A 24,340-nucleotide genomic window follows, 5' to 3' on the forward strand; every position below is an offset into this window, starting at 1 on the left:
TGCAGACAGTCTTGTAGCTGGCTTGTCGGGTTTTCGCAAATTAGTTTATAGTCATGCAACTAATTCGTTTTCAGCTTTCCAGGCCCGCTTCATGTCTGACTCATCCCCCCCTCTTGACGCTACCGCCGCTGTCGACAGCAAGGCGCGCAGCCCCCTGAGCCGCGTGCTCTCCCCCATTCGCGGGCGGCTGGCCCTGGCGACCGTGCTGGCTGCTGCGGGTTCGATGCTGGCCCTGGTACCGCTGGCAGGCATTGCGCACATCGCCCACCTGGCTTTGAGCGAAGGCAACACATCGGGCGCCATTGGTTGGGCCATTGCCGCCAGCATTGCCAGCCTGTTCACAGGCATGGCCCTGATCACCGCAGCCGAACTGCTGGCGCACCAGGCCGACAACCACATCACCCACCAGCTGCGTGTAGCGATCGGCCAGCGGCTGATGCAGGTGCCACTGGGCTGGTTCAGCGAGCGGGCATCCAGCGAAGTGAAACGGGCGATGCAGGACGACATCGGTACCTTGCACAGCCTGACCGCGCACTTCTTCACCACCTTGGGTCGCGCTGTCGGCGCCGTGGTGACTTCGGTGGTTTACCTGTTCGCCATGGACTGGCGCCTTGCCCTGATCGCGCTGCTGCCGTTCCCGGCGTTCTTCCTGTTTTTGCACCGTGCCATCAAGGCCAGTGCAGCGCATATGGGCGACGTGGTCACCGGCATGACGCGCATCGACAATGCCGTGGTCGAGTTCGTCAACGGCATGCCGCTGGTGAAGGCGTTCGGCGACCGTGGCAACGCCCAGGACCGCTACCGTGCCGCGGTCGATGACTTTGCACGCACCTTCACCGGCTTCACCCGCCCATTGGTCGCAGCGATGGCCAGGGCCAACGCGCTGATCGCACCGGTGACCGTGCTGGGCGTTGTGCTGTTGGCCGGGATGGGGTTCGTGGCGCTGGGATGGATCGAGCCGATACAGATACTGCCCTTCGCCCTGGTCACGCCGGGGCTGTGCGCCCCCTTGCAACTGTTGCACTTCATCACCCACGACCTGAACGGTGCAGTGGCCGCAGCCCAACGGGTGCAGGCCCTGCTGGATACGCCTGTGCTGCCGGCCCCTGCTACTGGCAGCCTGCCCAATGGCTGCGAGGTACGCATGGAGCACCTGAACCATGCCTATGTGCCGGGCAACCCTGTGCTCAACGACGTCAACTTCACCCTGGCCCCTGGCACCACCACCGCCATCGTCGGCCCTTCCGGTGCAGGCAAGTCAACGCTCGCACGCCTGCTGCTGCGTTTCTTCGACCCCGACACCGGGCGCATCACCCTGGGCGGCGTGGACCTGCGGCACATCGAAAGCCGCGAACTGTACCGGCGCATCGGCTTCGTACTGCAGGAGGTACGGCTGATCCACGCCAGTGTGGCCGACAACATCGCCCTGGGCCGGCCGGATGCTACCCGTGAGCAGATCGAAGCGGCGGCGCGGCTGGCCAACATTCACGCACGCATCCTGCAGTTGCCACGCGGCTATGACTCGGTGGTCGGCGAAGACGCGCAATTGTCCGGTGGCGAACAGCAACGGCTGAGCATTGCCCGCGCCGTGCTGCTCGACCCGCCCGTGCTGGTGCTGGACGAAGCCACTGCCGCCGCCGACACCGACAGCGAGGCGGCAATCCAGGACGCCCTGTCGCGCTTTGCCCGGGGCCGCACCCTGCTGGTCATCGCCCACCGGCTAGACACGGTGATGCACGCCGACCAGATCCTGGTGATCGACCAAGGCACCGTGCGTGAACAGGGGCGCCACAACGAGTTGCTCGCCCGCCAGGGGCTGTACGCCCGGCTCTGGGCGCAGGGCGGTTATCAGGACACCGTGAAAGAGGCGCTGCCAGCATGCTGAAAACGTTCGTTCGACTGCTGGGCGACAGCGCGCCGGCCTGGCGCCGTTACCTGCTGATGACCGTGCTGTATGGGGTTTTCAGTGGCCTGACCATCTGTACCCTGGCGCCGATCATGGTGCACCTGCTGAGCAACGAGCTACAGGCGGCCTATGCCTGGCTGGCCGTGCTGGCGGCGGGTATGGCGCTGTGCTGGGCCTGGCGACGCCAGGTGGAACAGGCCGGCATCAGCCTGGCGGTGGCGGTGCTGCAAGGCGGCCGCCAGCACATCGGCGCGCAGGTGGCACAACTGCCACTGGGCTGGTTCACCCCCGACAACACTGCCCGGCTTGGGCATGTTATCACCCAGGGGACGATGGCCGTTGCACAGTTGCCGGCCCATGTCCTCACCCCCTTGATCAGCGGCTGCGTCACGCCGCTGGTGGTGGTGCTTGCGCTGTTCGCCCTGCACCCGCCGCTGGGGCTGATCGCATTGCTGGCGCTGCCGGGCCTGATGGCGGTGTTGCTGTTCAGCGCACGCCTGGGGCGTGGCGCGGACCAGCGCTTTCACCAGCACTTCGCCGCAGCCAGCCAGCGCATGGTCGAATTCGCCCAGGCCCAGTCGGTGCTGCGCGCCTTCAACGGCAGTGGTGGCGGCACGCGTTTGCTGGCGCAAAGCCTGGAGCGCCAGCGCAGCAGCGGCATGGGCCTGATCATGCGTGCTTCGCTGTCAGCACTGCTTAACAGTTGGGCGGTACAGGCAACGTTCGCGGCACTGCTGGTAGCCGCAGGGCTGTGGCTCGGCAATCGGGCAGGTGCTCAACTGCAGGATGCCGTGGCAGTGGTTGTGGCGCTGGCCATGGTGTGCCGCTTCATCGACCCGCTGCAGGACGTGGCCAACCATGTCGAAATCCTGCGTGGCGCGCACGGCCAGTTGCAGGAAATCGAGCGGATACTGGCAGCCACGCCCTTGCCGGAACCCGACTCGCCCCTGCAGCCGGTGGACGGTGGTATCGACCTGCAAGGGATAAGCCTGCGCTACAACCCCGGCGGGCCGGCTGTGCTGCAGAACGTGAGCCTGAGCCTCCCGGCGGGCAGCATGACGGCCATTGTCGGCGCCTCGGGCTCGGGCAAGACGTCGCTGATGCGCCTGATAGCGCGGTTCTTCGACACCACCCAAGGCAGCGTACGGATTGGCGGTGTGGATGTCAGGAAAATGGCCCGCGCCAGCCTGACCGACACCGTCAGCCAGGTACTGCAGGATACCTGGCTGTTCCAGGGCAGCATCGCCGACAACATCCGCATCGGCAAACCCGATGCCAGCGATGCCGAAGTGTTGCAGGCGGCGCACATGGCCGGGCTGACAAACGTTATCGACCGCCTGCTAGAAGGCCTCGATACCCCGGTGGGTGAAGGCGGCGTGCGGTTGTCGGGCGGCGAGCGCCAGCGTGTGACCATTGCCCGCGCATTGATCAAGCAAGCGCCGGTGCTGTTGGTGGATGAAGCCACCGCCGCCCTCGATGCCGAGAACCAGGCCGTGATTGCACAAACCCTGCACAGCCTGCGTGGGCGCTGCACGCTGGTGGTCATCGCACACCAGCTCAGCACCGTGGCCATGGCCGACCATATCGTGGTACTGGAAGCAGGTCAGGTTGTCGAACAAGGCACGCCGGCAGCATTGCGCGCCAGTGGCGGGCGCTATGCACGCTTTCTCGAACAACGTCACGCCGCTGGTGGCTGGCGCATCGCCGCGCCGCAGGTGGATCACGACTGATGCGCGCGTCATGGCTGGTCCTGTTCCTGCTGTTGTGCGTGGCCTCACTGGCGGTTGGTGCCCGTGAGCTGACCTGGGCCCAGCTGCTCACCCTGCATGGCGACGCGTGGCTGACCCTGACCGCCAGCCGTCTGCCGCGCCTGGCAGCATTGATACTGGTGGGTGTCGGGCTGGCGGTGTGCGGGGTGATCCTGCAGCAGATCGTGCGCAACCGCTTCGTCGAACCTGGTACCACCGGCGGGCTGGACGCCGCTCGCCTGGGCATCCTGCTGTCGCTGAGCCTGGCACCAGCGGCCGGGGCAATGTCGCGCATGCTGTTTGCCCTGGGCGTGTGCTTTGCCGCCAGCTTGCTGTTCGTTGCCATCATCCGCCGCATACGTGCCCGCAATGCGGTGCTGGTGCCGGTCATCGGCCTGATGTACGGCGGTGTGCTGAGTGCGCTGGCCGAGTTTTACGCCTACCGCTTCAGCCTGCTGCAAAGCATGCAGGGCTGGTTACTGGGTGATTTCTCAAAGGTGGTGCAAGGCCGCTACGAAATCCTCTACCTGATCCTGCCGGTCGTACTGCTCACGTACCTGTACGCGCAGCGCTTCACCGTGCTGGGCATGGGCGAAGGCATGGCCACCAGCCTGGGCCTGAACTACTCGGCCAACGTCACACTGGGCCTGCTGCTGGTCGCGGTGACCGTGTCGACCAGCGTGATCGCTGTCGGCGCCATCCCCTTCGTTGGCCTGGTGGTGCCCAACCTGGTGGCGCTGCGTCATGGCGACAACCTGCGCCGCACCCTGCCCCTGGTGGCACTGGGTGGCGCAGCCTTGCTGCTGGTGTGCGACTTGCTCGGTCGGCTGTTGATCTACCCGTTCGAAGTGCCCATAGGCCTGACAGCGGGCGGCCTGGGCGGGCTTGTCTTCCTTGGGCTGATTATCGGGAGGCAGCGATGAGGGGCCGTCACCTGGTGTGGCTGGCGGTCGTCGCCCTGGCCCTGGTGTTCGTGTTCGCCAATGCGGGGCTGGACTTTGACTACGTCATCCCCAAGCGCCTCGCGCGCCTGGCTGCCATGGTCATCGGCGGCGTGTGCGTGGCCTGTTCCGCCATCGCCTTTCAGACCCTGTCGGGCAACCGCATCCTGACCCCGGCGATCATGGGGTACGAAGCGGTGTACCTGCTGCTGCAGGCGCTGCTGGTGCTGGCCATGGGGGTGCAGGGGTTGGTGATGCTCGGCAGCAGTGGCAATTTCCTGCTCTCGGTGCTGCTGATGCTCGGCTACTCCTGGGCCCTGCACCGCTGGCTGTTTCGCGACGGCAAAAGCAACGTGTACTTCCTGCTGCTGGTCGGGCTGGTGCTGACCATGGTCATGGCCACCTTCACCCAGTTCGTCCAGCTGAAAGTCAGCCCGGGCGAGTTCTCGATGCTGCTGGGTTATACCCAGGCGTCGTTCAACCGGGCATCGCCACAGTTGCTGCTGTATTCGGGTGTACTGGTGACAGGGTTGTGCGTGCTGCTGGCCAAGGCCGTGCCGGTGCTGGACGTGCTGGCGCTGGGGCGCGACCAGGCGATTTCGCTGGGCGTGGATTACCGGCGCAACGTGCGCCTGTTGCTGGCGCTGATTGCGGCGCTGGTCGCGGTGTCGACCAGCCTGCTGGGGCCGACGGCGTTCATGGGCGTGTTCGTCGCCAACATCACCTACGCCGTGGCCGGCACCTTCCGCCACCGGGTCACCCTGGCCCTCGGCAGCGCTGTGGCTATCGCCGTGTTCATTGCCGCCCAGTTACTGGTCGAGCATGCCTTCAATTACAGGACCACCGTCGGCATCCTCGTGAACCTGGTGTGTGGCACCTATTTCCTCGCCCTGATGGTGCGTAACCGGGGAGCCGCATGATTACTGTCCATGAGTTGCACAAGCGCTACGGCAACAAAGCCGTGTTGAGCGGGGTGAGCACATGCTTCCCTCGCCAGCAACTGACCTCGCTGATCGGCCCCAACGGCGCGGGTAAAACCACCTTGCTGATGATGCTGGCCCGGTTGCTGGAGCCGAGCAGCGGCGACATCCAGCTGGACGGGCAAAGCATCGGCAGCATCCCCATCGGCGCCTACGCCCGGCGCGTCGCTACCCTGCGCCAGGCGGTCGATTTCAACCTGCGCCTGACCGTCGAAGAGCTGGTCGCGTTCGGCCGCTTTCCCTACAGCCGCGGCGCGCTCACCGAGGAAGACCAACAAGCGATCGACCAGGCCATCGCCTTCCTTGCCCTTCAGTCGCTGCGCCACGCCTACCTCGATGAGCTCAGCGGCGGCCAGCGGCAGATGGCGTTCCTGGCCATGACCATTGCCCAGCAGACCGACTACCTGCTGCTGGACGAGCCGTTGAACAACCTCGACATGCGCCACGCCGTGCAGATCATGCGCGCCTTGCGCCGGCTGTGCGACGAATTCGGCCGCACCGTGATCCTGGTGGTGCATGACATCAACTTCGCCGCCGCCTACTCCGACCACATCGTCGCCATGCAGGGCGGGCGGGTGCATTGCAGCGGCAGCGTCGACCAGGTGGTGACCGAGCAACAGCTGCACGCGCTGTACGGGCTGACTTTCGAAATCAGCCACAGCGCGCGCGGCCGACTGTGCAATTACTTCAATCCACCCGGAGAACAGCGATGAACCGCAATCACCCCACCCGCAGCTGGCCACTGGCGTTGCTGCTCGGCGCCACCCTCGCCCTGCCAGGCTGCAACGAGCCTTCGGCAAACACGGCGGCAACGGTTAAAACCGCAGCCCATGGCAACTACGCGCCAGTGACCGTGCAACACAAACTGGGCGCCACGGTGATCAGCCAGCTACCTCAACGTGCAGTGGCCCTGGACATGAACGAAGTGGACTTCCTCGACCAGCTGGGTGTGGCCGTGGCCGGCATGCCCAAGGATTTCGTGCCGCACTTTCTGGCCCGCTACAAGGATGCCGCACAAACCGCAGATGTCGGTTCGATCGTGCAGCCCAACCTGGAGCGGGTGCACGCCACAAGCCCCGACCTGATCCTGATCACCTCGCTGCAGGCCAACCACTACAGCGAGTTGAGCGAGATGGCACCGACCCTGCACTTCGATGTGGATTACCGCGATAGCGAAGCCGGCCATGTGGCGGTGGTCAAGCAGCACCTGGCAAGCCTTGGCGAGGTATTCGGCAAGCAGGAACTGGCCCGGCGCAAGGCGGACGAACTGGACGCCAGGCTGGCCCTGGCACGCAACGTCACCCGCGACCGCCCGGAGCGGGCCTTGGTGGTGCTGCATAACAACGGCGCGTTCAGTGCCTTCGGCGTGCAGTCGCGCTATGGCTTCATCTACAACGACCTGGGCGTCAAACCGGCCACCACCACCCTGGACACCGGCCTGCATGGCCAGCCCATTTCCAGCGAGTTCATCCAGCAGGCCAACCCCGACATTCTCTATGTGGTGGACCGCACTGCCGTGATGGAGCAACGCCCCCTGATGACGGCTGACACGCTGGACAACCCGCTGCTGCGCCAGACCAACGCCTGGAAGCATGGCCGCGTGGTGTTCGTCGACCCCGAGGCCTGGTACGTCACCGCCGCCAGCCCGACCTCGCTGGCATTGATCGCCGATGACGTGATCAAGGGCTATCAGGACTGAGCCATGCCTTAATGCAATCGCCTGTCGCCGCGTTAGCGCGTGATTCTCATTTGCCTTACGTCTTCGCTTTTTAAAACCAAAAACACCCCTGCCCTCTGTACCTTCTGGAGCCCTCGCGTGTCCAATCGTCCCCTGTTCACCGGTCCGTCCCTTGCACTTCAGCGCGCCCCGTTGTCACAAGCGGTACTCATTGGCTTGGCTATTGGTAGCTGCGCGCTGGCGCCGATAGCCGCACATGCCCAAACGCCTGCCACCCATGAAGCGGCTGAAGAAACACCTGCCGTACCGGAGCTGCCAGCCACACTGATCGACGCCCAGGCTACCGCTGCCGACGCCCTCCCCCCTGTGTATGCCGGCGGCCAAGTGGCAACCGGCGGTCGCGTGGGCCTGCTGGGCAACAAAGACTTCATGGAAACGCCGTTCAGCACCATCAGCTATACCGACACCTACATCCAGGACCTGCAGGCCAAGGACATTACCGACGTGATCGCCGCCACCGACCCGTCGGTGTTCAGCAACGGCCTGACGGGCACTTTCAGCGAGAACTACTCGATCCGCGGCTTCCAGACCAGCGTCAGCGACATGACAGTCGATGGCCTGTTCGGCATGGCCCCTTACTACCGCGCCTCCCCCGAAATGTACGAACGTATCGAAGTGCTCAAAGGCCCGTCGGCGCTGCTTAACGGCATGCCTCCAGGCGGCTCGGTGGGCGGTATCGTCAACCTCATCCCCAAGCGCGCCGCCGACACCCCGCTGACCCGGCTGACCGCCACCTATGCTTCCGACGCCCAGCTTGGCGGCCATATCGACGTGGGCCGGCGTTTCGGCGAGGGCAACCAGTTCGGCGTGCGCTTCAACGGTATGTACCGCGACGGTGATACCGCCATCGACGATCAGAACCAGCGCAACGTGTTGTCGTCGCTGGCGCTGGACTGGCGCGGTGAACGCGCCAAGCTGTCGCTTGACCTGTTCGATGCCGATGACCACATCAACGGCCAGAACCGTGGCATGGGCCTGGGCGCGGGTGTGCCTGTACCCAGGCCGCCCAGCAACGACACGCTGCTCAACCCCGACTGGGCCTATGTGGAAACCAAGGACAAAGGCGTCATCCTGCGCGGTGAGTACCAGCTGAATGACCAGTTGCTGGCCTACGGTGCGGTCGGCACCAGCAAGACCGACTACCACTACAGTGGTGCACTGACAGCCACGGTGACCAACAGTGCCGGCGACTTCACCACCGATATGGGCCAGTTGAAGATGGAAATCCACAAGACGTCGGCCGAAGTGGGCCTGCGTGGCCATTTCGACACCTTCGGCATCAACCACCAGTGGTCGGTCAATGCCACCCAGTACAGTGACAAGCAAAAGGACTTTGGCCGCCGTGGCGCAGGCGCCAGCTGGACGACCAACATCTACAACCCGGTCTGGGGCCCGAAAGCGCCCGAGGCCTGGCCATTGTTCTCGCACGTTGAGAACGACCTGAAAAGCTACGGCATCGCCGACACGCTCTCGGTGCTGGAGGACAGGGTGCAACTGACGCTGGGCGTGCGCCGTCAGGAGGTGGTCACCGACAGCTATAACACCCGAGCGGGCACCCGCAACAAGCCCGGCTACGACACCCATGCCACCACGCCCGCAGGGGCGATCCTGTTCAAGCTGACTGACGAGCTGTCGCTGTACGCCAACTACATCGAGGGTCTGAGCAAAGGTGCCATCGCGCCGATTACCGCAAAAAACCGCGGCGACGTGTTTGCCCCCTACAAGTCCAAACAGAAGGAAATCGGCCTGAAGCTCGACCTGGGCACCTTTAGCCACACGCTGGCGCTGTACGAAATCAAACGCCCAAGCAGCTACACGGACCCGGTGACCGATATCTTTTCATTTGGTGGCGAGCAACGTAACCGTGGCGTGGAATGGAGCTTCTTCGGAGCGCCGCGGCACGATGTGCGCCTGATGGGCGGGGTGGCTTACGTCGACCCTGAGCTGACCAAGACTGAACGCGGCGCCAATGACGGCAAGACCGCCACTGCGTACCCCAAGCTACAGGGCAAGCTGGGGATGGAATGGGACATTCCAGGCCTTGAAGGGCTGACCCTGACTGGCAATGTTACATCGCAGTCCAAGCAGTACATCAATGCCGAGAACAGCCTGTCGATCCCGGGGTACACGATCTTTGACGTTGGCGCTCGCTATGCTACCCAGGTCGCCAGCAAGCCGGTGACCTTGCGTGCGAACATCAGCAACCTGGGTGACAAGGATTACTGGGGCGTACCACTGACCCAGGCCCTGGGGCTGGGGGCACCGCGGACGTATCAGCTGTCGGCCACCGTGGACTTCTGATCGACCCGCTTGCAGCGCTTGCGCCGGCCTCTTCGCGGGTAAGAACGCGAAAAGGCCGGCGCAGGCGCCTTCAGCCTCTCAGGCACGATTCAAAGCCCAAGACACACATACTTGAGCTCCAGGTAGTCCTCGATCCCGTAACGCGAGCCTTCCCGGCCCAACCCCGACGCTTTCACCCCACCAAACGGCGCCACCTCGGTCGCCACTACACCGACGTTAACCCCGACCATGCCGTACTCCAGCGCTTCGGACACGCGCCAGATGCGCCCGACATCCCGGGCATACAGGTAGCAGGCCAGCCCGAACTCGGTGTCATTGGCCTGGGCAATCACCTCCTCCTCGCTGCTGAAGCGGAAGATCGGCGCTACCGGCCCGAAGATTTCCTCACGCGCCACACGCATGTCCGGTGTGACATCCGCCAGCAAGGTCGGCTCGAAGAAGGCCTCTCCCAAGGCATGCCGGCGCCCACCCGCCACCACCCGCGCACCGGCCTCCACAGCCTCGCCCACCAGCCGCTCGACACCGCTGGCCGCACGCCCATCGATCATCGGCCCGACCTGTGTGCCAGGCGCATCACCCTGCCCGACTACCAATTCCCCCACCCGTTCGGCAAAACGCGCCACGAAACGCGCGTAGATGCCGTCCTGGATATAGAAACGGTTGGCACACACGCAGGTCTGCCCGCTGTTACGGAACTTGGCGATCAGCGCACCTTCCACCGCCTTTTCCAGGTCGGCATCGTCGAACACGATGAACGGGGCGTTGCCCCCCAATTCCATGGTCACCTTCTTCACCGTCGCCGCCGACTGCTGCAACAACTGGATGCCGATGGGCGTAGAGCCGGTGAATGACAGCTTGCGCACCGTCGGACTGGCCGTCAGCTCGCCGCCGATGGCTGCCGAGTCACCGGTGACCACGCTGAGGACACCCGCCGGAATGCCGGCACGCTCGGCCAGCACACACAGCGCCAGCGCACTGAATGGCGTTTGCGAAGCGGGCTTGAGGACCAGTGTGCAGCCTGCCGCCAGGGCTGGGGCCGCTTTACGGGTGATCATCGCTGCCGGGAAGTTCCACGGCGTGATGGCCGCGCAGACGCCGATCGGCTCTTTGGTCACGATCAAGCGCCGGTCACCGTTCGGCGATGGGATCACATCACCATAGATGCGTTTGCCTTCCTCGGCATAGAACTCCACATAGGCTGCGGCAAAGGCAATTTCGCCACGGGACTCGGCCAGCGGCTTGCCTTGTTCAGCGGTCATGATGCGCGCCAGGTCTTCCTGATGGGCAAGGATTTCGCGGAACCAGGCTTGCAGCCGGGCTGCGCGCTCCTTGGCGGTCAGTGCCCGCCACGCCGGCAAGGCGCGCTCGGCAGCGGCGATGGCGCGGCGGGTCTCATCTACGCCCATGCGCGGCACATGGCCGAGCACTTCGCCTGTGGCCGGGTTGGTCACGGCAATGCGCTGGCCGCTGTCGGCGGCCAGCCATTGTCCATCGATATAGCAAACTTCACGCAGCAGATCACGATCGGCAAGGTTCATGTCGATTGGCTCGTTCGAAGAATGAAAAAGGTGGGGCCGGACCGCGCCCCACCTGAGGTGAATCAGCGTTTGGCCTGCAAGGCCTTGTCGCGGATCTGGCTGAGGGTCATGCGCGGAGTCAGGGCTTCAGGATCGACCTGCACTTCGATCAGCGCCGGCTTGCCGGACGCCTGGCAACGCTCGAAGGCGGCGGCGAAGTCCTCAGTGCGAGTGACCGTTTCACCGTGCAGCCCATAGGCGCGCGCCAGGGCGGCAAAGTCCGGGTTATGCAGTTCGGTGCCAGACACCCGGCCCGGGTAAGTACGCTCCTGGTGCATGCGGATGGTGCCGTACATGCCGTTGTTGACCACCACCGTTATCACCCGAGCGTCGTAGTGCGCCGCCGTGGCCAGCTCCTGGCCATTCATCAGGAAGCAACCGTCGCCGGCAAACGCCACGACCGTGCGCTGCGGGTAGGTCAACTTGGCTGCGACTGCTGCCGGCACGCCGTACCCCATGGAGCCGTTGGTAGGCCCGAGCAGCGTACGGAATACACGGTGCTGGTAGCCACGGTGCACCCAGCCGGTGTAGTTACCGGCACCGCAGGTAAGGATGCTATCGGCCGGCAAGGTCTTGTTCAGCCAGGCGATCACTTCGCTCATCTGCACATCACCCGGCGAACGCGGGGTTTCGAAGTTGCCCCGGTAGCCGCTGTTCAGGCTGGCGACCCAGTCGGTGAACGCCGCCGGGCGCACGGCAGGCAAGGTGGCGGCCTGGTTCAGGAAGCTCGCCGGGCCGGCATTGATGCCCAGGGTCGGTTGGTAGACGCGGCCAATTTCTTCGGCGCTGGCATGCACATGCACCAGTGCCTGTTTCGGTGTCGGGATGTCGACCAGCGCGTAACCGCCCGTGGTCATTTCGCCCAGACGTGCGCCTACCACGATCAACAGGTCAGATTGCTTCACTGCATCGACCAATACCGGGCCGGCAGCCAGGCCAAGGTCGCCGGCATAGTGCGGGTCGGTGTTGTCGAACAGGTCCTGGCAGCGGAATGACGCCGCCAGCGGCAAATGCTGCGCCTGCACGAAGCGCTTCAGGTCGGCCACCGCCTGGTCATTCCAGCCACCGCCACCGGCAATCACCAGTGGCCGCTCGGCCTTGGCCAGCAGCGCCTGCAGTTCGCCCAGCGCCTGCGGCGCCGGGGCGGCTTCGACACGCTGGGCCGGGCGGGCATCGGCTACCTGTACCACGTCCGTCAGCATGTCTTCCGGCAAGGCGATCACCACCGGCCCGGGGCGGCCGCTGATGGCGCGCTGGAAGGCCTGGTTGACCAGTTCGGGAATGCGTGCGGCATCGTCGATCTGCACCACCCATTTGGCCATCTGGCCGAACATGCGCCGGTAGTCCACTTCCTGGAAGGCTTCGCGTTCGATCTGGTCGCGGGCCACCTGGCCGATGAACAGCAGCATCGGCGTGGAGTCCTGGAAGGCGGTGTGCACGCCCACCGAGGCGTTGGTGGCGCCCGGACCACGGGTGACGAAGCAGATGCCCGGCTTGCCGGTCAACTTGCCATAGGCCTCGGCCATGTAGGCGGCACCACCCTCCTGGCGGCAGACGATGAGGTCGATTTCGTCCTGCACGTCGTGCAGCGCGTCGAGCACGGCCAGGTAGCTTTCGCCCGGCACGCAGAACGCACGCTCGACACCATTCACCCGCAGGGCATCGACCAGAACCTGGCCGCCACTGCGCTTCACTTCGGAGTTGCTCATTGTTGTTCTCCCTCAGGCGCAGCGGTCAGATGACCGAATCTTCCAGGAACGGCTTGTTGTCGATCACCCGCTGGTAGCTCAGCGCGCCCAGGTCGAGCGAGCGGTAGCCGCCATAGGTGATCAGCTCGGACAGCCCGCGGCCAATGGCCGGTGCCTGCTGCAGGCCGTGCCCGCTGAAGCCGTTGCAGAACAGGAAGTTGCTCACTTCGTTATGCGGGCCAACGATGGCGTTGTGGTCGAGCACGCAGAAGTCGTAGTGCCCGGCCCAGTAGTTGACCACTTTGATGCCCTCGAACGCGGGCACACGCTCGGCAAGAATCGGCCACACCTCTTCGTCAAACTCCTCGTGCAGCACGTCGAAGTCTTCAAAGTCCACTTCCGGGTCGTTTTTGGGGTAGGTGCCGCCCAGGTAGAACTTGCCTTCGGGGCGGAAGAACACCCCGGTCGGGTCGATGGTCAGTGGCACGGTGCCTTCCAGCGGGGTGCGGCAGTCGAACACGAACAGCGAGCGGCGCCGTGGCTCGACCGGAATATCCAGGCCCGCCATGCGCGCGACCTTGGTGCCGCGAGTACCGGCACAGTTCACCAACAGGCCGCAGCCGATGCGCTCGCCGCTGGCCAGTTGAACGCCGGTAATGCGATCACCTTCGCGCTGGATACCCGCCACCTCGTTCTCGATGTACTCGATGCCCATGGAACGCGCCTTGCGACGGAAGCCGTTGAGCATGCCAAGGCTGTCGAACCAGCCTTCGCCGCTTTGGCCATAGCTGGCGCCAGCGAGGCTGTCGATGTTCACCCAGGGAAACTTGCGCTGGAGCTGCTCGGGGTCGAGCAGGTGCACATCCGCACCGTGAGACAGCTGGGTATCGTGCAGGCGGCGCAGCACTTCATAGCCCTTGTCGTCGCCAAGGAACAGGTAGCCATTCTCGTGGAAGGCCAGATCCGGGCGGTCGCCATCCACTTCCATCACGTCGGGGAAGTTGCGCACGAATTCGGCGCCGAACCTGGAGATTTCAATGTTGATCGGGTTGGAAAACTGCTGACGGATCGAACTGCTGGACAACGCGGTGGCCGACTTGTTGTAGGTCCAGTCGCGCTCGATGACCAGCACCGAGCCCTTGAAGTCCGGGTTGTTGGCCAGGAAGTAGGCGGTGGCGCTGCCGTTGACTGCGCCGCCGACGATCACCACATCGTAGTTCTGTTGTTTAGCGGTGGAAGCCATGGAATTAGCTCTCTTCTGATGTGGGCGTTATTTCGGGTCTTCGAAATGGCCGGCGCCGGCGAAGTTGCCGCCGTGGTAGCGTGCAGCCGGTTCATTCGGGTGCAGTGGCGGGTGCTCGGCCAGGACCTTGTCGCGGTAGTCGTCGGCGCTGTCCTTGGGCACATAGCCGATCGATGAGGCCAGGCGGTTGTCCCACAGGCTTTCGCGGTTGGCCGACATGCCATAGACGATCATGTGCCCGACCCGTGGCGCCAACAGCGAGCGCTCGGTGAGCTGGGCGAAGTCGTCGAACGACAGCCAGGTGGCGAGCATGCGCCGGTCCAGCGGCTCGGGGAACGACGAACCGATGCGCAGGTTGACCGACTCGATGGCGAACTTGTCCCAGTAGTAGCGGCCCAGGTCTTCGGCAAAGCACTTGCTGACGCCATACAGGCTGTCGGGGCGATGCGCGGCGGTGGCATCGATGGTCTCGGTGCGGTCGTAGAAGCCGATGGCGTGGTTGGAGCTGGTGTACACCACCCGCTTCACGCCGTTGCGCCGCGCAGCTTCGTAAATGTTGTAGGTGCCGACGATGTTGCCGTTGAGGATTTTCTCGAAGGTATCCTCAACCGGTACGCCACCGGCATGCACGATGGCATCGACGCCTTCGGTCAGGGGCAGCACATCGTTGAAGTTGGCCAGGTCGCAGCGCACCAACTGTTCATGGGGCGCAGCGTGGCCCATGTCGGCGATGTCGGTCAGGCGCAACTCATCGGCGAAGGCGGCCAGGTGCTTGCGCAGCACGCTGCCCAGGCGCCCGGCGGCGCCGGTGATCAGCAGGCGTTTGAAAGGCTTGCTCATGTGTTACCTCGATTGCTTGATGGGCTCAGGACAGCGCCGCGAACGCGTCGCGCAACTGCCCCAGGGCTTGTTCCAGTTCCTGCCGCGACGTGGCGAACGACAGACGAATGTAGGGCTCCAGGCCAAACGCCGAGCCCGGCACGGTCGCGACTTTGCCGACCCGCAACAGGTAGGCCGACAGGTCGGCATCGTTGCCAATGACCTGGCCATCCGGGGTGCGCTTGCCGATGAAGGCACTGACCTCGGGGAACGCATAGAACGCGCCCTGCGGCATCTGCAACTGCAAGCCCGGGATCTGCGCCAAGCCTTGCACCACCAGTGCGCCGCGCGCCTGGTATTCACGGTTGGCCTCCCGCACGAAGTCCTGCGGCCCGTTCAGCGCCGCCACGGCGGCCAGCTGCGAAATGCTCGACGGGCAGGTGGTGGTCTGTGACTGGGTCTTGTTCATGGCCACGACCAGGTCTTTCGGCCCGGCGGCGTAACCCAGGCGGTAGCCGGTCATGGCATAGGCCTTGGACACGCCGTTGATCAGCAAGGTGCGCTCGCGCAGTTGCGGGCAAGCAGTGACGAACGACACGAACGGCTGATCGCCCAGCACGATGTGCTCGTAGATTTCGTCGGAGATGATCAGCACGTTCGGGTGGCGCTCCAGCACCTTGCCCAACGCGGCGAACTCTTCACGGGTGAAGATCGCCCCGCTCGGGTTGTTCGGCGAGTTGAGCATCACCCAGCGTGTGCGCGGGGTAATGGCCGCTTCCAGCTGCTCGGGCTCGAGCTTGAACCCCTGCTCGGCGCCGCAAGGGATAACCTTGGGCACACCACCGTTGAGCATGGCCATGTCGGTGTACGACACCCAGTACGGCGCCGGGGTGATGACCTCGTCGCCCGGTTCGAGCGTGGCCAGAAAGGCGTTGAACAACAGCTGCTTGGCACCGTTGCCTACGCAGATTTCGTCCAGGCCGTAGACCAGGTCATTTTCCCGGGCAAACTTGTCGACGATGGCCTGGCGCAACACCTCCAGACCGTTGGGCCCGGTGTAGTGGTTGTTACCCGCAAGCATCGCCTGGTAGGCGGCTTCGATCACGTGGGCCGGTACGTTGTAATCCGGCTCGCCGAGTGCCAGGTTGATGACCGGTTCGCCCTTGGCCAGCATCTGCTTGGCCAGTACCGACACGGCCATGCTTGGCGAGCTTTTTATCGCACGCACGCGGCTGCTTTGCACGTCCATCCTCTAGCGCTCCTGAGCGGCGTCAAAGCCGTAGTCGTTACGTGCCTGTTCGGCGCTGATGTAACCCGCACGCACATCGCGCTCAACCTGCTTGCGGTCGCGCTGGCGCGGGTCGCCATAACCACCGCCACCGGGCAGGCGCAGCACCAGGCGGCGCTCAGCGGGTACGAATTGCTGGCCTTTGCCGCGCAGCAAGCTGCCGTCATCCAGGCCAACGAAGCCTTGGGCGCCCTCCTTACCGCCCTCCAGGCCGCGTGCCGGGTACTGGATACGGTCGAACATGGCACTGAAGCGGAAGCTGTAGCCTTCGGCCGCCGACACTTCGATTTCCTGGCCCAGGCCACCGCGCAACTGGCCGGCACCGCCAGAGCCTTCGCGCAGCTCCTTGCGCCACACCACTACCGGGCCGGCATGCTCGGTGGCTTCCACCGGCATGGTGTGTACGCCGCTGGGGAACGCCGTGGCGCTCAGGCCATCCATCGCCGAGCGGGCCCCCATGCCGCCGCTGTTGAACATCAGCATCTCGGCGTTGCGGCCGTTGGGGTTGTTCTCCAGCGGACGCACGCTCAGGTGCAGGTTCCACAGGGCGCTGGCCCCCTCGGCCGGCACCTTGCCTGGCAGGCACTTGTGCAGCGCGCCGAGCACCAGGTCGGGCACGAAATGGCCCAGCACATGGCGCACCGATACCGGCGCCGGGTGCTTGGCATTGAGGATGCAGCCTTCAGGCGCGGTGACTTCGAACGGCGCCAGCGAGGCGGTGTTGTTCGGGATTTCCGGCGCGACGATGCACTTGAGGCCATAGCAGGCATAAGCCTTGGCGTAGCCCAGCGGCACGTTGATGCCGAACTGGCTCATGCCCGAGGTGCCGGTAAAGTCGCTCTTGATACCGTCGGGGCCAACCGTGATGGTTACCGCCAGGGTTACCGGCACATCGTAGCCGTCGAGGGTCATGCTGTTGCTGTAGGTGCCGTGGGGCAGCGACTTGAAGCATTCCAGGGTAGCGCGACGGCTGTGTTCGAGGATGAACCCGCCAATGTGCTCCAGGTCGTCCAGCTGGAACTCTTCGAGCATGTCCAGCAGGCGCTTGTGGCCGGTTTCGTTGCACGCCGACAGCGCATAGAAGTCGCCCACTACCCGGTCGTTCTCACGCACGTTGTTGCGCAGGATGTTGATCAGGTCGCGGTTGACCTTGCCGCGCTCGAACAACTTCATGATCGGGATGAACAGGCCCTCTTCATACACTTCGCGGGCATCGGGGCCGAAGCCCCGGCCACCGATATCGACCACGTGGGCAGTACTGGCGAAATAGCCGATCAGCTTGCCCTTGTAGAAGGACGGCGAAACGATGGTGATGTCGTGCAGGTGCCCAGTGCCCTTCCACGGGTCGTTGGTCACGTAGACATCGCCTTCGAAAATGTTGTCCTCGCCGATGTCATTGATGAAGTGCACCACCGCCTCGGCCATGGTGTTCACATGGCCAGGGGTGCCGGTGACGGCCTGGGCCAGCATGTTGCCAGCGCGGTCGAACACCCCGGCGGACAGGTCGCCGGCTTCGCGCACACTGGTGGAGAAGGCAGTGCGGATCAGGGTCAGGGCCTGCTCTTCGACCACCGAGACCAGGCGGTTCCACATCACCTGCATTTGAATGTCGATCAACGTATCGCTCATGGTTCTGGCTTCCGAATTCAGGCGTTAGCGGCGCACGACCAGCAGGCAGCCGTCTGGCTGGACCGTGGCGGTGAAGTTGGAGGTGACGAAGGTCGAGGTTTCGCGCTCGACGATGATCGCCGGGCCGTCGACACGGGCACCGACTTGCAGCTCTTCGCGCGGGTGGATGCCGGCTTCGACAAAACCACCGGCGGCCACGTCGAACACCTGGCGGCGGGAGATCTCATGGGCGCGGTAGGCGGCGCCCACTTCCTCAATCTGCGTGACGGGTGGCAGGGGCGAACTGGCCTTGACCGACCAGCTGACGATCTCGATGTCCGGCCCTTCGATGGGGCGGCCAAAGAAGCGGGTGTAGGCTTCTTCGAAACGGGCCTTGAACTCTACCGTGTCGGCAGCGCTGAAGGCTTTGAATGGCAAGGCAACCGGGATTTCCCAGCCCTGGCCCACGTAGCGCATGAACGCGGTGCAGTCCATTTCCGGTTCGCCTTCCGGCATGCCCTGGCGCAGGAAGCCCAGCGATTCGGCTTTCATCTCGTCGATCAGGTCATTGACCTGCGCAGCCTCGAACTCGGACAAGCGTACGAACGCACTGCGTACGGCCTCGTAGCCGAATGGCGCACGCAGAAAGCCGATCGCCGAACCCACACCGGCACCCGCCGGGACGATGAAGCGTGCCACACCCATCTTCTCGCACAGCCGTGCAGCGTGCAGCGGGCCGCCACCGCCAAAGGTGATCATGGTGTAGTCGGCAATGTCCTTGCCGCTTTCCACCGCATGCACACGGCCGGCGTTGGCCATGTTCTCGTCAACCACTTCGCACACGCCAAACGCTGCGGTGTCGGCCTGCATGCCCAACGGCTGGCCGATGACCCGGGCCATGGCGTTGGCCGCGTTGTCGGTGGACAAACGCAGCGCGCCACCGGCGAAGTTGTCTGCATCCAGGCGGCCGAGCAGCAGGTTGGCGTCGGTGATGGTCGGCTCCAGGCCCCCACGGCCGTAGCAGGCCGGGCCAGGCTCGGAGGCCGCACTGTGCGGGCCCACGCGAATCTGGCGCATGCTGTCGATGCTGGCGATGGAGCCGCCGCCAGCACCGATTTCGACCATTTCCACCACCGGGATGGAAATCGGCATGCCGCTGCCCTTCTTGAAGCGGTAGGTACGGGCAACCTCGAAGGTTTTCGCGGTTTTCGGTACCTGGTCTTCGATCAGGCAGATTTTCGCCGTGGTGCCACCCATGTCGAACGACAGCACGTTCTCCAGCTGGTAGCGGCGGGCGATGTCGGCCGCAAAGATGGCGCCACCGGCCGGGCCGGACTCCACCAGACGGACCGGGAACTCAGCGGCGCTTTGCACCGAGATGATGCCGCCGCCGGAGTGGATCATAAACACCGGGCAATGGGCGCCCTCCTGCTTGAGGGTCACCACCAGGCGGTCCAGGTAGGACTTGATCAGCGGCTTGACGTAAGCGTTGGCACACACGGTATTGAAGCGTTCGAACTCGCGCATCTGCGGCGAGACTTCGCTGGAAATCGAGATGGAAAGCTGCGGCAGGCGTGCCTGCAGGGCATCGCGCAACTGGCGTTCGTGAGCACCGTTGACGTAGCTGTGAATGAAGCCAATGGCCACGCTTTCGTAGTTGCCTTCGGCAATGCGCTCGACCAGGGCATCGACCTCGGCCTGCGCAGGGGCGATCAGCACCTGGCCTTTGACATTCAGGCGCTCACGCAGGGTGTAGCGGTGTTCACGATCGATCAGTGGCGGCGGCAGGGCGATGTTGATGTCGTACTGCTCGAAACGGTTTTCGGTGCGCATTTCCAGGGTGTCCCGGAAGCCTTCGGTGGTGATGAAGGCGGTGCGCGCGCCACGGCGCTCGATCAGGGCGTTGGTGGCCAGGGTGGTGCCATGGATCAACTGGTCGATGTCCGACAAGGCCAGGCCCGCCTGCTCCACCACCTGGCGCACGCCAGTGAGGATGGCCCGTTCAGGCAGCTCGTAGTCGGTCAGGATCTTGGTCGAATGCAGCACGCCGTTCACGTCCAGCGCGATATCGGTGAAGGTGCCGCCTATGTCCACGCCGACCCGGCATGATGTCGCAGTCATCGTCATATCCCCTGCAATGCTTTGTAGTTGTCTCGACCGGCTGAAGCGGCCTTCATGTAAGTTATATGTTGTCTTACAGGTGGTCAAGCACCTATTTGCTCAAATCTGCATTGCCTGCACTGCACTCGTGGGAACGGGTTCATCGCGGCGTCGAACCGCCGCGAAGAGGCCAGTACAGGCAACCGTACTGCCAGATCAACCCGCCGTCTTGACCATCCGCCCGCCACCCACCGCCTGCGCTGTGGGGAACACTTCCAACCGCGAGACATCCACCTGCCGCGGCATCTTCAGCGCCGCCAGCAACAGCTGGGCGATATCTTCCGGCTGGATCGACTCATAACCGTCATACAGTTCACTGCCCGCCGCCTGCATGCCCATGGCAGTCTTGTACAGCTGGGTCTGCACCCGGCCCGGGGCAATCTCGGTCACCCGTACGCCACTGCCCAGCAGGTCACAACGCAAGGCATCGCAGAACAGGCTAACCCCGGCCTTGGACGCGCCGTACACCGCTGCCCCCGGGTGCGGCGCACGGCCGGCACTGGAGCCAATGAAGAACAGGTGCCCCCTGCCCCGCTCGACCATGCCTGGCAGCACCTGGCGCGCCAGGTGCAACGGCGCCTTGAGGTTGATGTCGAGCATGTTGTCGATTTCGGCTTCGTCGATGTCCTGGAATGCCGCCCGGGTGGACAGAATGCCCGCGTTGTTGACCAGCACATCCACCGCTTGCCCTTCCAGCGCGGCAGCCAGCGAACGGTAATCACGCACATCCGCCTGCAAGGTGGTCACACCCGGCTCGCCCGCCAGCTCGGCCAGCGCCTCAGGGCTACGGCCGACAGCAATCACCTGCAAACCAGCGTCACGCAGCGCCAGTACGATGGCCTTGCCGATACCGCTGGTAGCCCCGGTCACCAGCGCGCGCTGGTAGCCCTCGGGAAATGCGACTTCAGGCATAGATGTAACCCCCGCTGACAATCACGTTTTCACCGGTGGCATAGCTGTTGCGGCTGCTGCCCATCATCACGATCCACTCGGCGATTTCTGCCGGTTCCGCAGCACGGCCCAGCGGGTTGGCTGCCGCCAGTTCGCCGAGGAAGCCCAGCTGTTTGGCGCGCTCGGTGGCAAAACCGGCCGGGGCTACCGAGTTGACCAGGATCTGGTCCTTGGCACAGGCCTGGGCGAACGACTTGGTCAGGCTTACCACCGCTGCCTTGGTGGCGGCATAGTGGGCGTTTTGCGGGTGGGCCTTGAAGGCGTCCACCGACGTCACGTTGACGATACGCCCGGTCACCGCCGGGGCCGCCACGTACTGCTGCATGTGGCGCACCGCGGCGACCATCATGTGGTAGGTGCCCTTGATGTTGACGGCGTTCTCCAGGTCCCACTCGTCGTCAGTGATCTCGAAGATGTCCTTGCGCGGGTAGATGGCCGCGCTGTTGACCAGGCAATGCACCCGCCCCAAGCCTTCGACGATCTGGGCGAAGGCCGCATGGGCGGTGTCCTTGCGGGCAATGTCGCCTACCGCGATTGCCACTTCTACACCCTGCCCGCGCAGTTCTTCTGCAGCTTGTACCAGCAACTGCTCGTTGCGGTCGATCAGGCCGATTTTGCCAGCACCACGTTTTACCATCAGCCGGGCTGTTTCCAGGCCCAGACCCGAGGCACCACCTACGATCACCACCGTTTGATTTTCCACAAAACACCTCCGCGATTGAGTCTTTACGTAAGATGCCTGTTGTCTTACATTTGGTCAAACATCAATTCGCCGACAGGTGCTTCCATGCCCGCTTCCAGCCTCTCGCCCGTACCCACCCCGCACGCTCGGGACCGCTTGCTGGATGCGGCCAGCGCCTTGTTTGCCAGCCATGGCTACCAGGCCATCGGCCTGCGTGACCTGGCCAGCCACCTGGGCCTGCGCGCCGGCTCGCTGTACCACCACATCGAGAGCAAACAGGGGCTGCTGTTCGAACTGATCGAGTCGAGCCTGACCGACCTGCTGTATGAAACCCGACAATGCCTCAAAGGTGCCCGTACCACCAGTGAACGCTTGCCGTGCTTTGTGCAGGCCTTCGTGACGTATAGCCAGGCCAACCCCGACAAACTGGTGTTGCTGACGCGGGAAGCCATGAACCTGAACACAGAACAACTGTTGCAAATCGAACAGTTGAAAACGCAATACAGCGGGCTGCTCAGTGACATTGTCGCCGCAGAATGCGGGCTGCCGGCACTCCGAGCGCGGTCGATTGCCCATGCCGTACTGGGTTTGCTGTGCGGGCAGGCGCAATGGGGAAGCGTGATCACCGCGAGGGATCAACTGGTGACGTTCGTACAGGGCATTGTCGGTACCGGCAAGACCGCGGCTTATCGATAAAAATGCATAACAATATGAATTCTTATTCTTTTTTTAATCAAAGATAATCCTCTATAACTCTTCCCACTGCACAGCCGCCAACACTTGGCCAACTGTTCGCAGCGCAACACCCAATCAACACGAAACGCCCGCCCGGCAACAGCGACGCAAACCTGCTAACGCGATAACGTGTTGATTTAGAAGAACATTAGAAACCGGCACGACGATTGCTCAAGCAAAGTCCCCCGCTCAACCCGAACCGGAGACCTGCCCATGAGCACCCCACTGAACGTCGTAGCCCTGTCCGGCGGCACTTCCCGCCCTTCACGCACCTTGGCCCTGACCGAGGCGATCCTCGCCGAGCTGGCCGAGCACCTGCACATCAGGCCGCACCTGATCGAACTGGGCGACATCGCCCGCCCACTGGGCAGCGCCCTGTGGCGCAGCGAACTGCCCGACACCGTCGAGCAGCAACTGCGCCTGGTGGAAAAGGCCGACCTGCTGGTGGTGACCACCCCCGTGTACCGCGGCAGCTTTACCGGCCACTTCAAGCACCTGTTCGACCTGATCGGCCAGGACGCCCTTGTCGACACCCCGGTTCTGCTCGCCGCCACTGGCGGCAGCGAACGCCATGCGCTGGTGCTTGACCACCAGTTGCGCCCGCTGTTCAGCTTCCTGCAAGCCCTGACCCTGCCCATCGGCGTGTTCGCCAGCCAGGCAGAACTGGCCGACTACCGCGTGTCCAGCGATGCCCTCGCCGCCCGTATCCGCCTGGCTGCAGAGCGTGCCGTGCCGCTGTTCGGCGCCCACCACGCACTGCGTAAAAGCGCCTGAGGAGCGGCCATGAATGCACCTGTGAATACCCCGCTGCGCCCGGCCTTGGCGATTGCCCTCGAACTGGCCGGGCAGTTTGCCCAGACCGCCGTCGAACGCGACGAGCGCGGCGGCACGCCGAAAGCCGAGCGCGATGCCCTGCGTGACAGCGGCCTGCTGTCGCTGGTGATCCCGCAGGCCTTCGGTGGCCAGGGCGCCAACTGGCACGACACGTTCGCGGTGGTGCGCGAGTTCGCCCGGGTCGACAGCTCCATTGCCCATGTGTTCGGCTTTCACCACCTGATGCTGGCCACCGTGCGCCTGTTCTCACGCCCCGACCAATGGCAGCCCTGGTTCGAACAAACCGCCCGCAAACAGTGGTTCTGGGGCAATGCCCTGAACCCGCTGGACACCCGCACCGTGGTCAAGCACTTCGATGGCTGGTGCGAGTTCTCGGGCAAGAAAAGCTTCTGCTCCGGCGCCAGCGACTCGGAAATGCTCATCGCCTCGGCGGTGGACGAACGTGCCGGCGGCAAGCTGCTGATTGCCGCCATCCCCAGTGGCCGCACCGGTATCAGCCTGCACAGCGACTGGAACAACATCGGTCAACGCCAGACCGACAGCGGCAGCGCCACGTTCGAGCGGGTGCGGGTAGAGCACAACGAACTGCTACTCGACCCAGGCCCGCTGAGCACTCCGTTCGCCGCCCTGCGCCCGCTGATTGCCCAGCTGCACTTCGCCAACCTGTTCCTCGGCATTGCCGAAGGCGCCTTCGAAGAAGCCCGCCAGTACACCCTCAAGGAAAGCCGGCCGTGGTTCCGCTCCAACGCCGCCAGCACTGCCGAAGACCCTTACGTGCTGCGCCATTACGGCGAGTTCTGGGTTGGCCTTGAAAGCGTGCGTCTGCTGATCGAACGGGCCGCACGCCAGCTGGATGCCGCCTGGGCCAAGGAACATGCCCTCACGGCAGAAGAGCGCGGCGACCTGGCCCTGGCCATCGGCACCGCCAAGGTCGCCGCCACCCGCCACGGCCTGGACATCTGCAACCGCCTGTTCGAGGTCACCGGCGCGCGCGCCACCCATGCCTCGCTGCGCTTCGACCGCCATTGGCGCAACCTGCGCACACAAACCCTGCACGATCCGGTGGACTACCGCATCCACGAACTCGGCGAGTGGGCCCTCAACGACAAACGCCCTGCCCCATCCTTCTATTCCTGAGGAT

19 protein-coding genes are annotated in these 24,340 nt (G+C 64.2%); 10 read left to right on the plus strand and 9 right to left on the minus strand.

Annotated elements, in window-relative coordinates:
* Positions 1-91: 91 nt before the first annotated feature.
* The 7 genes from QQ992_RS15815 to QQ992_RS15845 all read left to right on the plus strand — a co-directional run bounded on the left by QQ992_RS15815 (position 92) and on the right by QQ992_RS15845 (position 9,614).
* The gene (locus tag QQ992_RS15815; RefSeq protein ID WP_286110227.1) at positions 92-1,885 is read left to right on the plus strand and encodes an ABC transporter ATP-binding protein; all 1,794 of its coding nucleotides are present in this window, start codon (positions 92-94) and stop codon (positions 1,883-1,885) included.
* A complete protein-coding gene (locus QQ992_RS15820; RefSeq protein ID WP_286110228.1) occupies positions 1,879-3,636 on the plus strand; it encodes an ABC transporter ATP-binding protein in 1,758 nt (585 codons plus the stop codon). Before QQ992_RS15815 ends, QQ992_RS15820 begins: the two co-directional genes overlap by 7 nt.
* Positions 3,636-4,577: an ABC transporter permease gene (locus QQ992_RS15825; protein WP_286110229.1), complete on the plus strand. Its 942-nt coding sequence runs from the start codon at positions 3,636-3,638 to the stop codon at positions 4,575-4,577. Before QQ992_RS15820 ends, QQ992_RS15825 begins: the two co-directional genes overlap by 1 nt.
* On the plus strand, positions 4,574-5,515 hold the full coding sequence (locus tag QQ992_RS15830) for an iron chelate uptake ABC transporter family permease subunit (protein ID WP_286110230.1): 942 nt from the start codon (positions 4,574-4,576) through the stop codon (positions 5,513-5,515). Before QQ992_RS15825 ends, QQ992_RS15830 begins: the two co-directional genes overlap by 4 nt.
* A complete protein-coding gene (locus QQ992_RS15835) occupies positions 5,512-6,288 on the plus strand; it encodes an iron ABC transporter ATP-binding protein (RefSeq protein WP_286110231.1) in 777 nt (258 codons plus the stop codon). Before QQ992_RS15830 ends, QQ992_RS15835 begins: the two co-directional genes overlap by 4 nt.
* Positions 6,285-7,274 (plus strand): siderophore ABC transporter substrate-binding protein, encoded by a 990-nt coding sequence (locus QQ992_RS15840; RefSeq protein ID WP_286110232.1) that lies wholly within the window; start codon positions 6,285-6,287, stop codon positions 7,272-7,274. Before QQ992_RS15835 ends, QQ992_RS15840 begins: the two co-directional genes overlap by 4 nt.
* A gap of 117 nt (positions 7,275-7,391) precedes the next feature.
* A complete protein-coding gene (locus QQ992_RS15845; protein WP_286110233.1) occupies positions 7,392-9,614 on the plus strand; it encodes a TonB-dependent receptor in 2,223 nt (740 codons plus the stop codon).
* Between the two features lie 89 nt (positions 9,615-9,703).
* Here the strand turns inward: QQ992_RS15845 and QQ992_RS15850 are convergent, their stop codons facing one another.
* The 9 genes from QQ992_RS15850 to QQ992_RS15890 form a co-directional block, all read right to left on the minus strand.
* A complete protein-coding gene (locus tag QQ992_RS15850) occupies positions 9,704-11,152 on the minus strand; it encodes an NAD-dependent succinate-semialdehyde dehydrogenase (protein ID WP_286110234.1) in 1,449 nt (482 codons plus the stop codon).
* Between the two features lie 62 nt (positions 11,153-11,214).
* Positions 11,215-12,900, minus strand: coding sequence for a thiamine pyrophosphate-binding protein (locus tag QQ992_RS15855; protein WP_286110235.1), 1,686 nt, complete (start codon positions 12,898-12,900; stop codon positions 11,215-11,217).
* A 25-nt stretch (positions 12,901-12,925) separates the two neighbouring features.
* Positions 12,926-14,122, minus strand: a complete 1,197-nt coding sequence (locus tag QQ992_RS15860) for an NAD(P)/FAD-dependent oxidoreductase (RefSeq protein WP_286110236.1) — start codon at positions 14,120-14,122, stop codon at positions 12,926-12,928.
* 27 nt (positions 14,123-14,149) lie between these two features.
* A complete protein-coding gene (locus QQ992_RS15865) occupies positions 14,150-14,962 on the minus strand; it encodes an NAD-dependent epimerase/dehydratase family protein (protein ID WP_286110237.1) in 813 nt (270 codons plus the stop codon).
* Positions 14,963-14,987: 25 nt separating this feature from the next.
* Positions 14,988-16,190, minus strand: coding sequence for a pyridoxal phosphate-dependent aminotransferase (locus tag QQ992_RS15870; RefSeq protein ID WP_286110238.1), 1,203 nt, complete (start codon positions 16,188-16,190; stop codon positions 14,988-14,990).
* 3 nt (positions 16,191-16,193) lie between these two features.
* The gene (locus tag QQ992_RS15875; protein ID WP_286110239.1) at positions 16,194-17,858 is read right to left on the minus strand and encodes a hydantoinase B/oxoprolinase family protein; all 1,665 of its coding nucleotides are present in this window, start codon (positions 17,856-17,858) and stop codon (positions 16,194-16,196) included.
* Positions 17,859-17,882: 24 nt separating this feature from the next.
* On the minus strand, positions 17,883-19,958 hold the full coding sequence (locus QQ992_RS15880) for a hydantoinase/oxoprolinase family protein (RefSeq protein ID WP_286110240.1): 2,076 nt from the start codon (positions 19,956-19,958) through the stop codon (positions 17,883-17,885).
* 195 nt (positions 19,959-20,153) lie between these two features.
* Positions 20,154-20,909: an SDR family oxidoreductase gene (locus QQ992_RS15885; protein ID WP_286110241.1), complete on the minus strand. Its 756-nt coding sequence runs from the start codon at positions 20,907-20,909 to the stop codon at positions 20,154-20,156.
* Entirely contained in the window at positions 20,902-21,651 is a 750-nt protein-coding gene (locus QQ992_RS15890) for an SDR family NAD(P)-dependent oxidoreductase (protein WP_110742298.1), read from the minus strand. The genes QQ992_RS15885 and QQ992_RS15890 overlap by 8 nt, the downstream gene beginning before the upstream one ends.
* An 84-nt stretch (positions 21,652-21,735) precedes the next feature.
* Here QQ992_RS15890 and QQ992_RS15895 point away from each other — a divergent pair, with 84 nt between their 5' ends.
* From QQ992_RS15895 to QQ992_RS15905, 3 genes are all read left to right on the plus strand, one after another.
* Positions 21,736-22,326, plus strand: a complete 591-nt coding sequence (locus tag QQ992_RS15895) for a TetR/AcrR family transcriptional regulator (RefSeq protein ID WP_286110242.1) — start codon at positions 21,736-21,738, stop codon at positions 22,324-22,326.
* Positions 22,327-22,578: 252 nt separating this feature from the next.
* Complete coding sequence (gene msuE / locus QQ992_RS15900; protein WP_286110243.1) at positions 22,579-23,139, plus strand: FMN reductase; 561 nt, start codon at positions 22,579-22,581, stop codon at positions 23,137-23,139.
* 9 nt (positions 23,140-23,148) lie between these two features.
* Complete coding sequence (locus QQ992_RS15905; RefSeq protein WP_286110244.1) at positions 23,149-24,336, plus strand: acyl-CoA dehydrogenase family protein; 1,188 nt, start codon at positions 23,149-23,151, stop codon at positions 24,334-24,336.
* The last annotated feature ends 4 nt before the right edge of the window (positions 24,337-24,340 follow it).

The sequence above is a fragment of the Pseudomonas kurunegalensis genome, assembly GCF_030291635.1.
Classification (GTDB): Bacteria; Pseudomonadota; Gammaproteobacteria; order Pseudomonadales; family Pseudomonadaceae; genus Aquipseudomonas; species Aquipseudomonas monteilii.

Excerpts from the sequence above, each read along its gene's own strand:
- QQ992_RS15815 (WP_286110227.1), top strand. The coding sequence starts at position 92 with ATGTCTGACTCATCCCCCCCTCTTGACGCTACCGCCGCTGTCGACAGC.
- QQ992_RS15820 (WP_286110228.1), top strand. The coding sequence starts at position 1,879 with ATGCTGAAAACGTTCGTTCGACTGCTGGGCGACAGCGCGCCGGCCTGG.
- QQ992_RS15825 (WP_286110229.1), top strand. The coding sequence starts at position 3,636 with ATGCGCGCGTCATGGCTGGTCCTGTTCCTGCTGTTGTGCGTGGCCTCA.
- QQ992_RS15830 (WP_286110230.1), top strand. The coding sequence starts at position 4,574 with ATGAGGGGCCGTCACCTGGTGTGGCTGGCGGTCGTCGCCCTGGCCCTG.
- QQ992_RS15835 (WP_286110231.1), top strand. The coding sequence starts at position 5,512 with ATGATTACTGTCCATGAGTTGCACAAGCGCTACGGCAACAAAGCCGTG.
- QQ992_RS15840 (WP_286110232.1), top strand. The coding sequence starts at position 6,285 with ATGAACCGCAATCACCCCACCCGCAGCTGGCCACTGGCGTTGCTGCTC.
- QQ992_RS15850 (WP_286110234.1), bottom strand. The coding sequence starts at position 11,152 with ATGAACCTTGCCGATCGTGATCTGCTGCGTGAAGTTTGCTATATCGAT.
- QQ992_RS15855 (WP_286110235.1), bottom strand. The coding sequence starts at position 12,900 with ATGAGCAACTCCGAAGTGAAGCGCAGTGGCGGCCAGGTTCTGGTCGAT.
- QQ992_RS15860 (WP_286110236.1), bottom strand. The coding sequence starts at position 14,122 with ATGGCTTCCACCGCTAAACAACAGAACTACGATGTGGTGATCGTCGGC.
- QQ992_RS15865 (WP_286110237.1), bottom strand. The coding sequence starts at position 14,962 with ATGAGCAAGCCTTTCAAACGCCTGCTGATCACCGGCGCCGCCGGGCGC.
- QQ992_RS15870 (WP_286110238.1), bottom strand. The coding sequence starts at position 16,190 with ATGGACGTGCAAAGCAGCCGCGTGCGTGCGATAAAAAGCTCGCCAAGC.
- QQ992_RS15875 (WP_286110239.1), bottom strand. The coding sequence starts at position 17,858 with ATGAGCGATACGTTGATCGACATTCAAATGCAGGTGATGTGGAACCGC.
- QQ992_RS15880 (WP_286110240.1), bottom strand. The coding sequence starts at position 19,958 with ATGACTGCGACATCATGCCGGGTCGGCGTGGACATAGGCGGCACCTTC.
- QQ992_RS15885 (WP_286110241.1), bottom strand. The coding sequence starts at position 20,909 with ATGCCTGAAGTCGCATTTCCCGAGGGCTACCAGCGCGCGCTGGTGACC.
- QQ992_RS15895 (WP_286110242.1), top strand. The coding sequence starts at position 21,736 with ATGCCCGCTTCCAGCCTCTCGCCCGTACCCACCCCGCACGCTCGGGAC.
- msuE (WP_286110243.1), top strand. The coding sequence starts at position 22,579 with ATGAGCACCCCACTGAACGTCGTAGCCCTGTCCGGCGGCACTTCCCGC.
- QQ992_RS15905 (WP_286110244.1), top strand. The coding sequence starts at position 23,149 with ATGAATGCACCTGTGAATACCCCGCTGCGCCCGGCCTTGGCGATTGCC.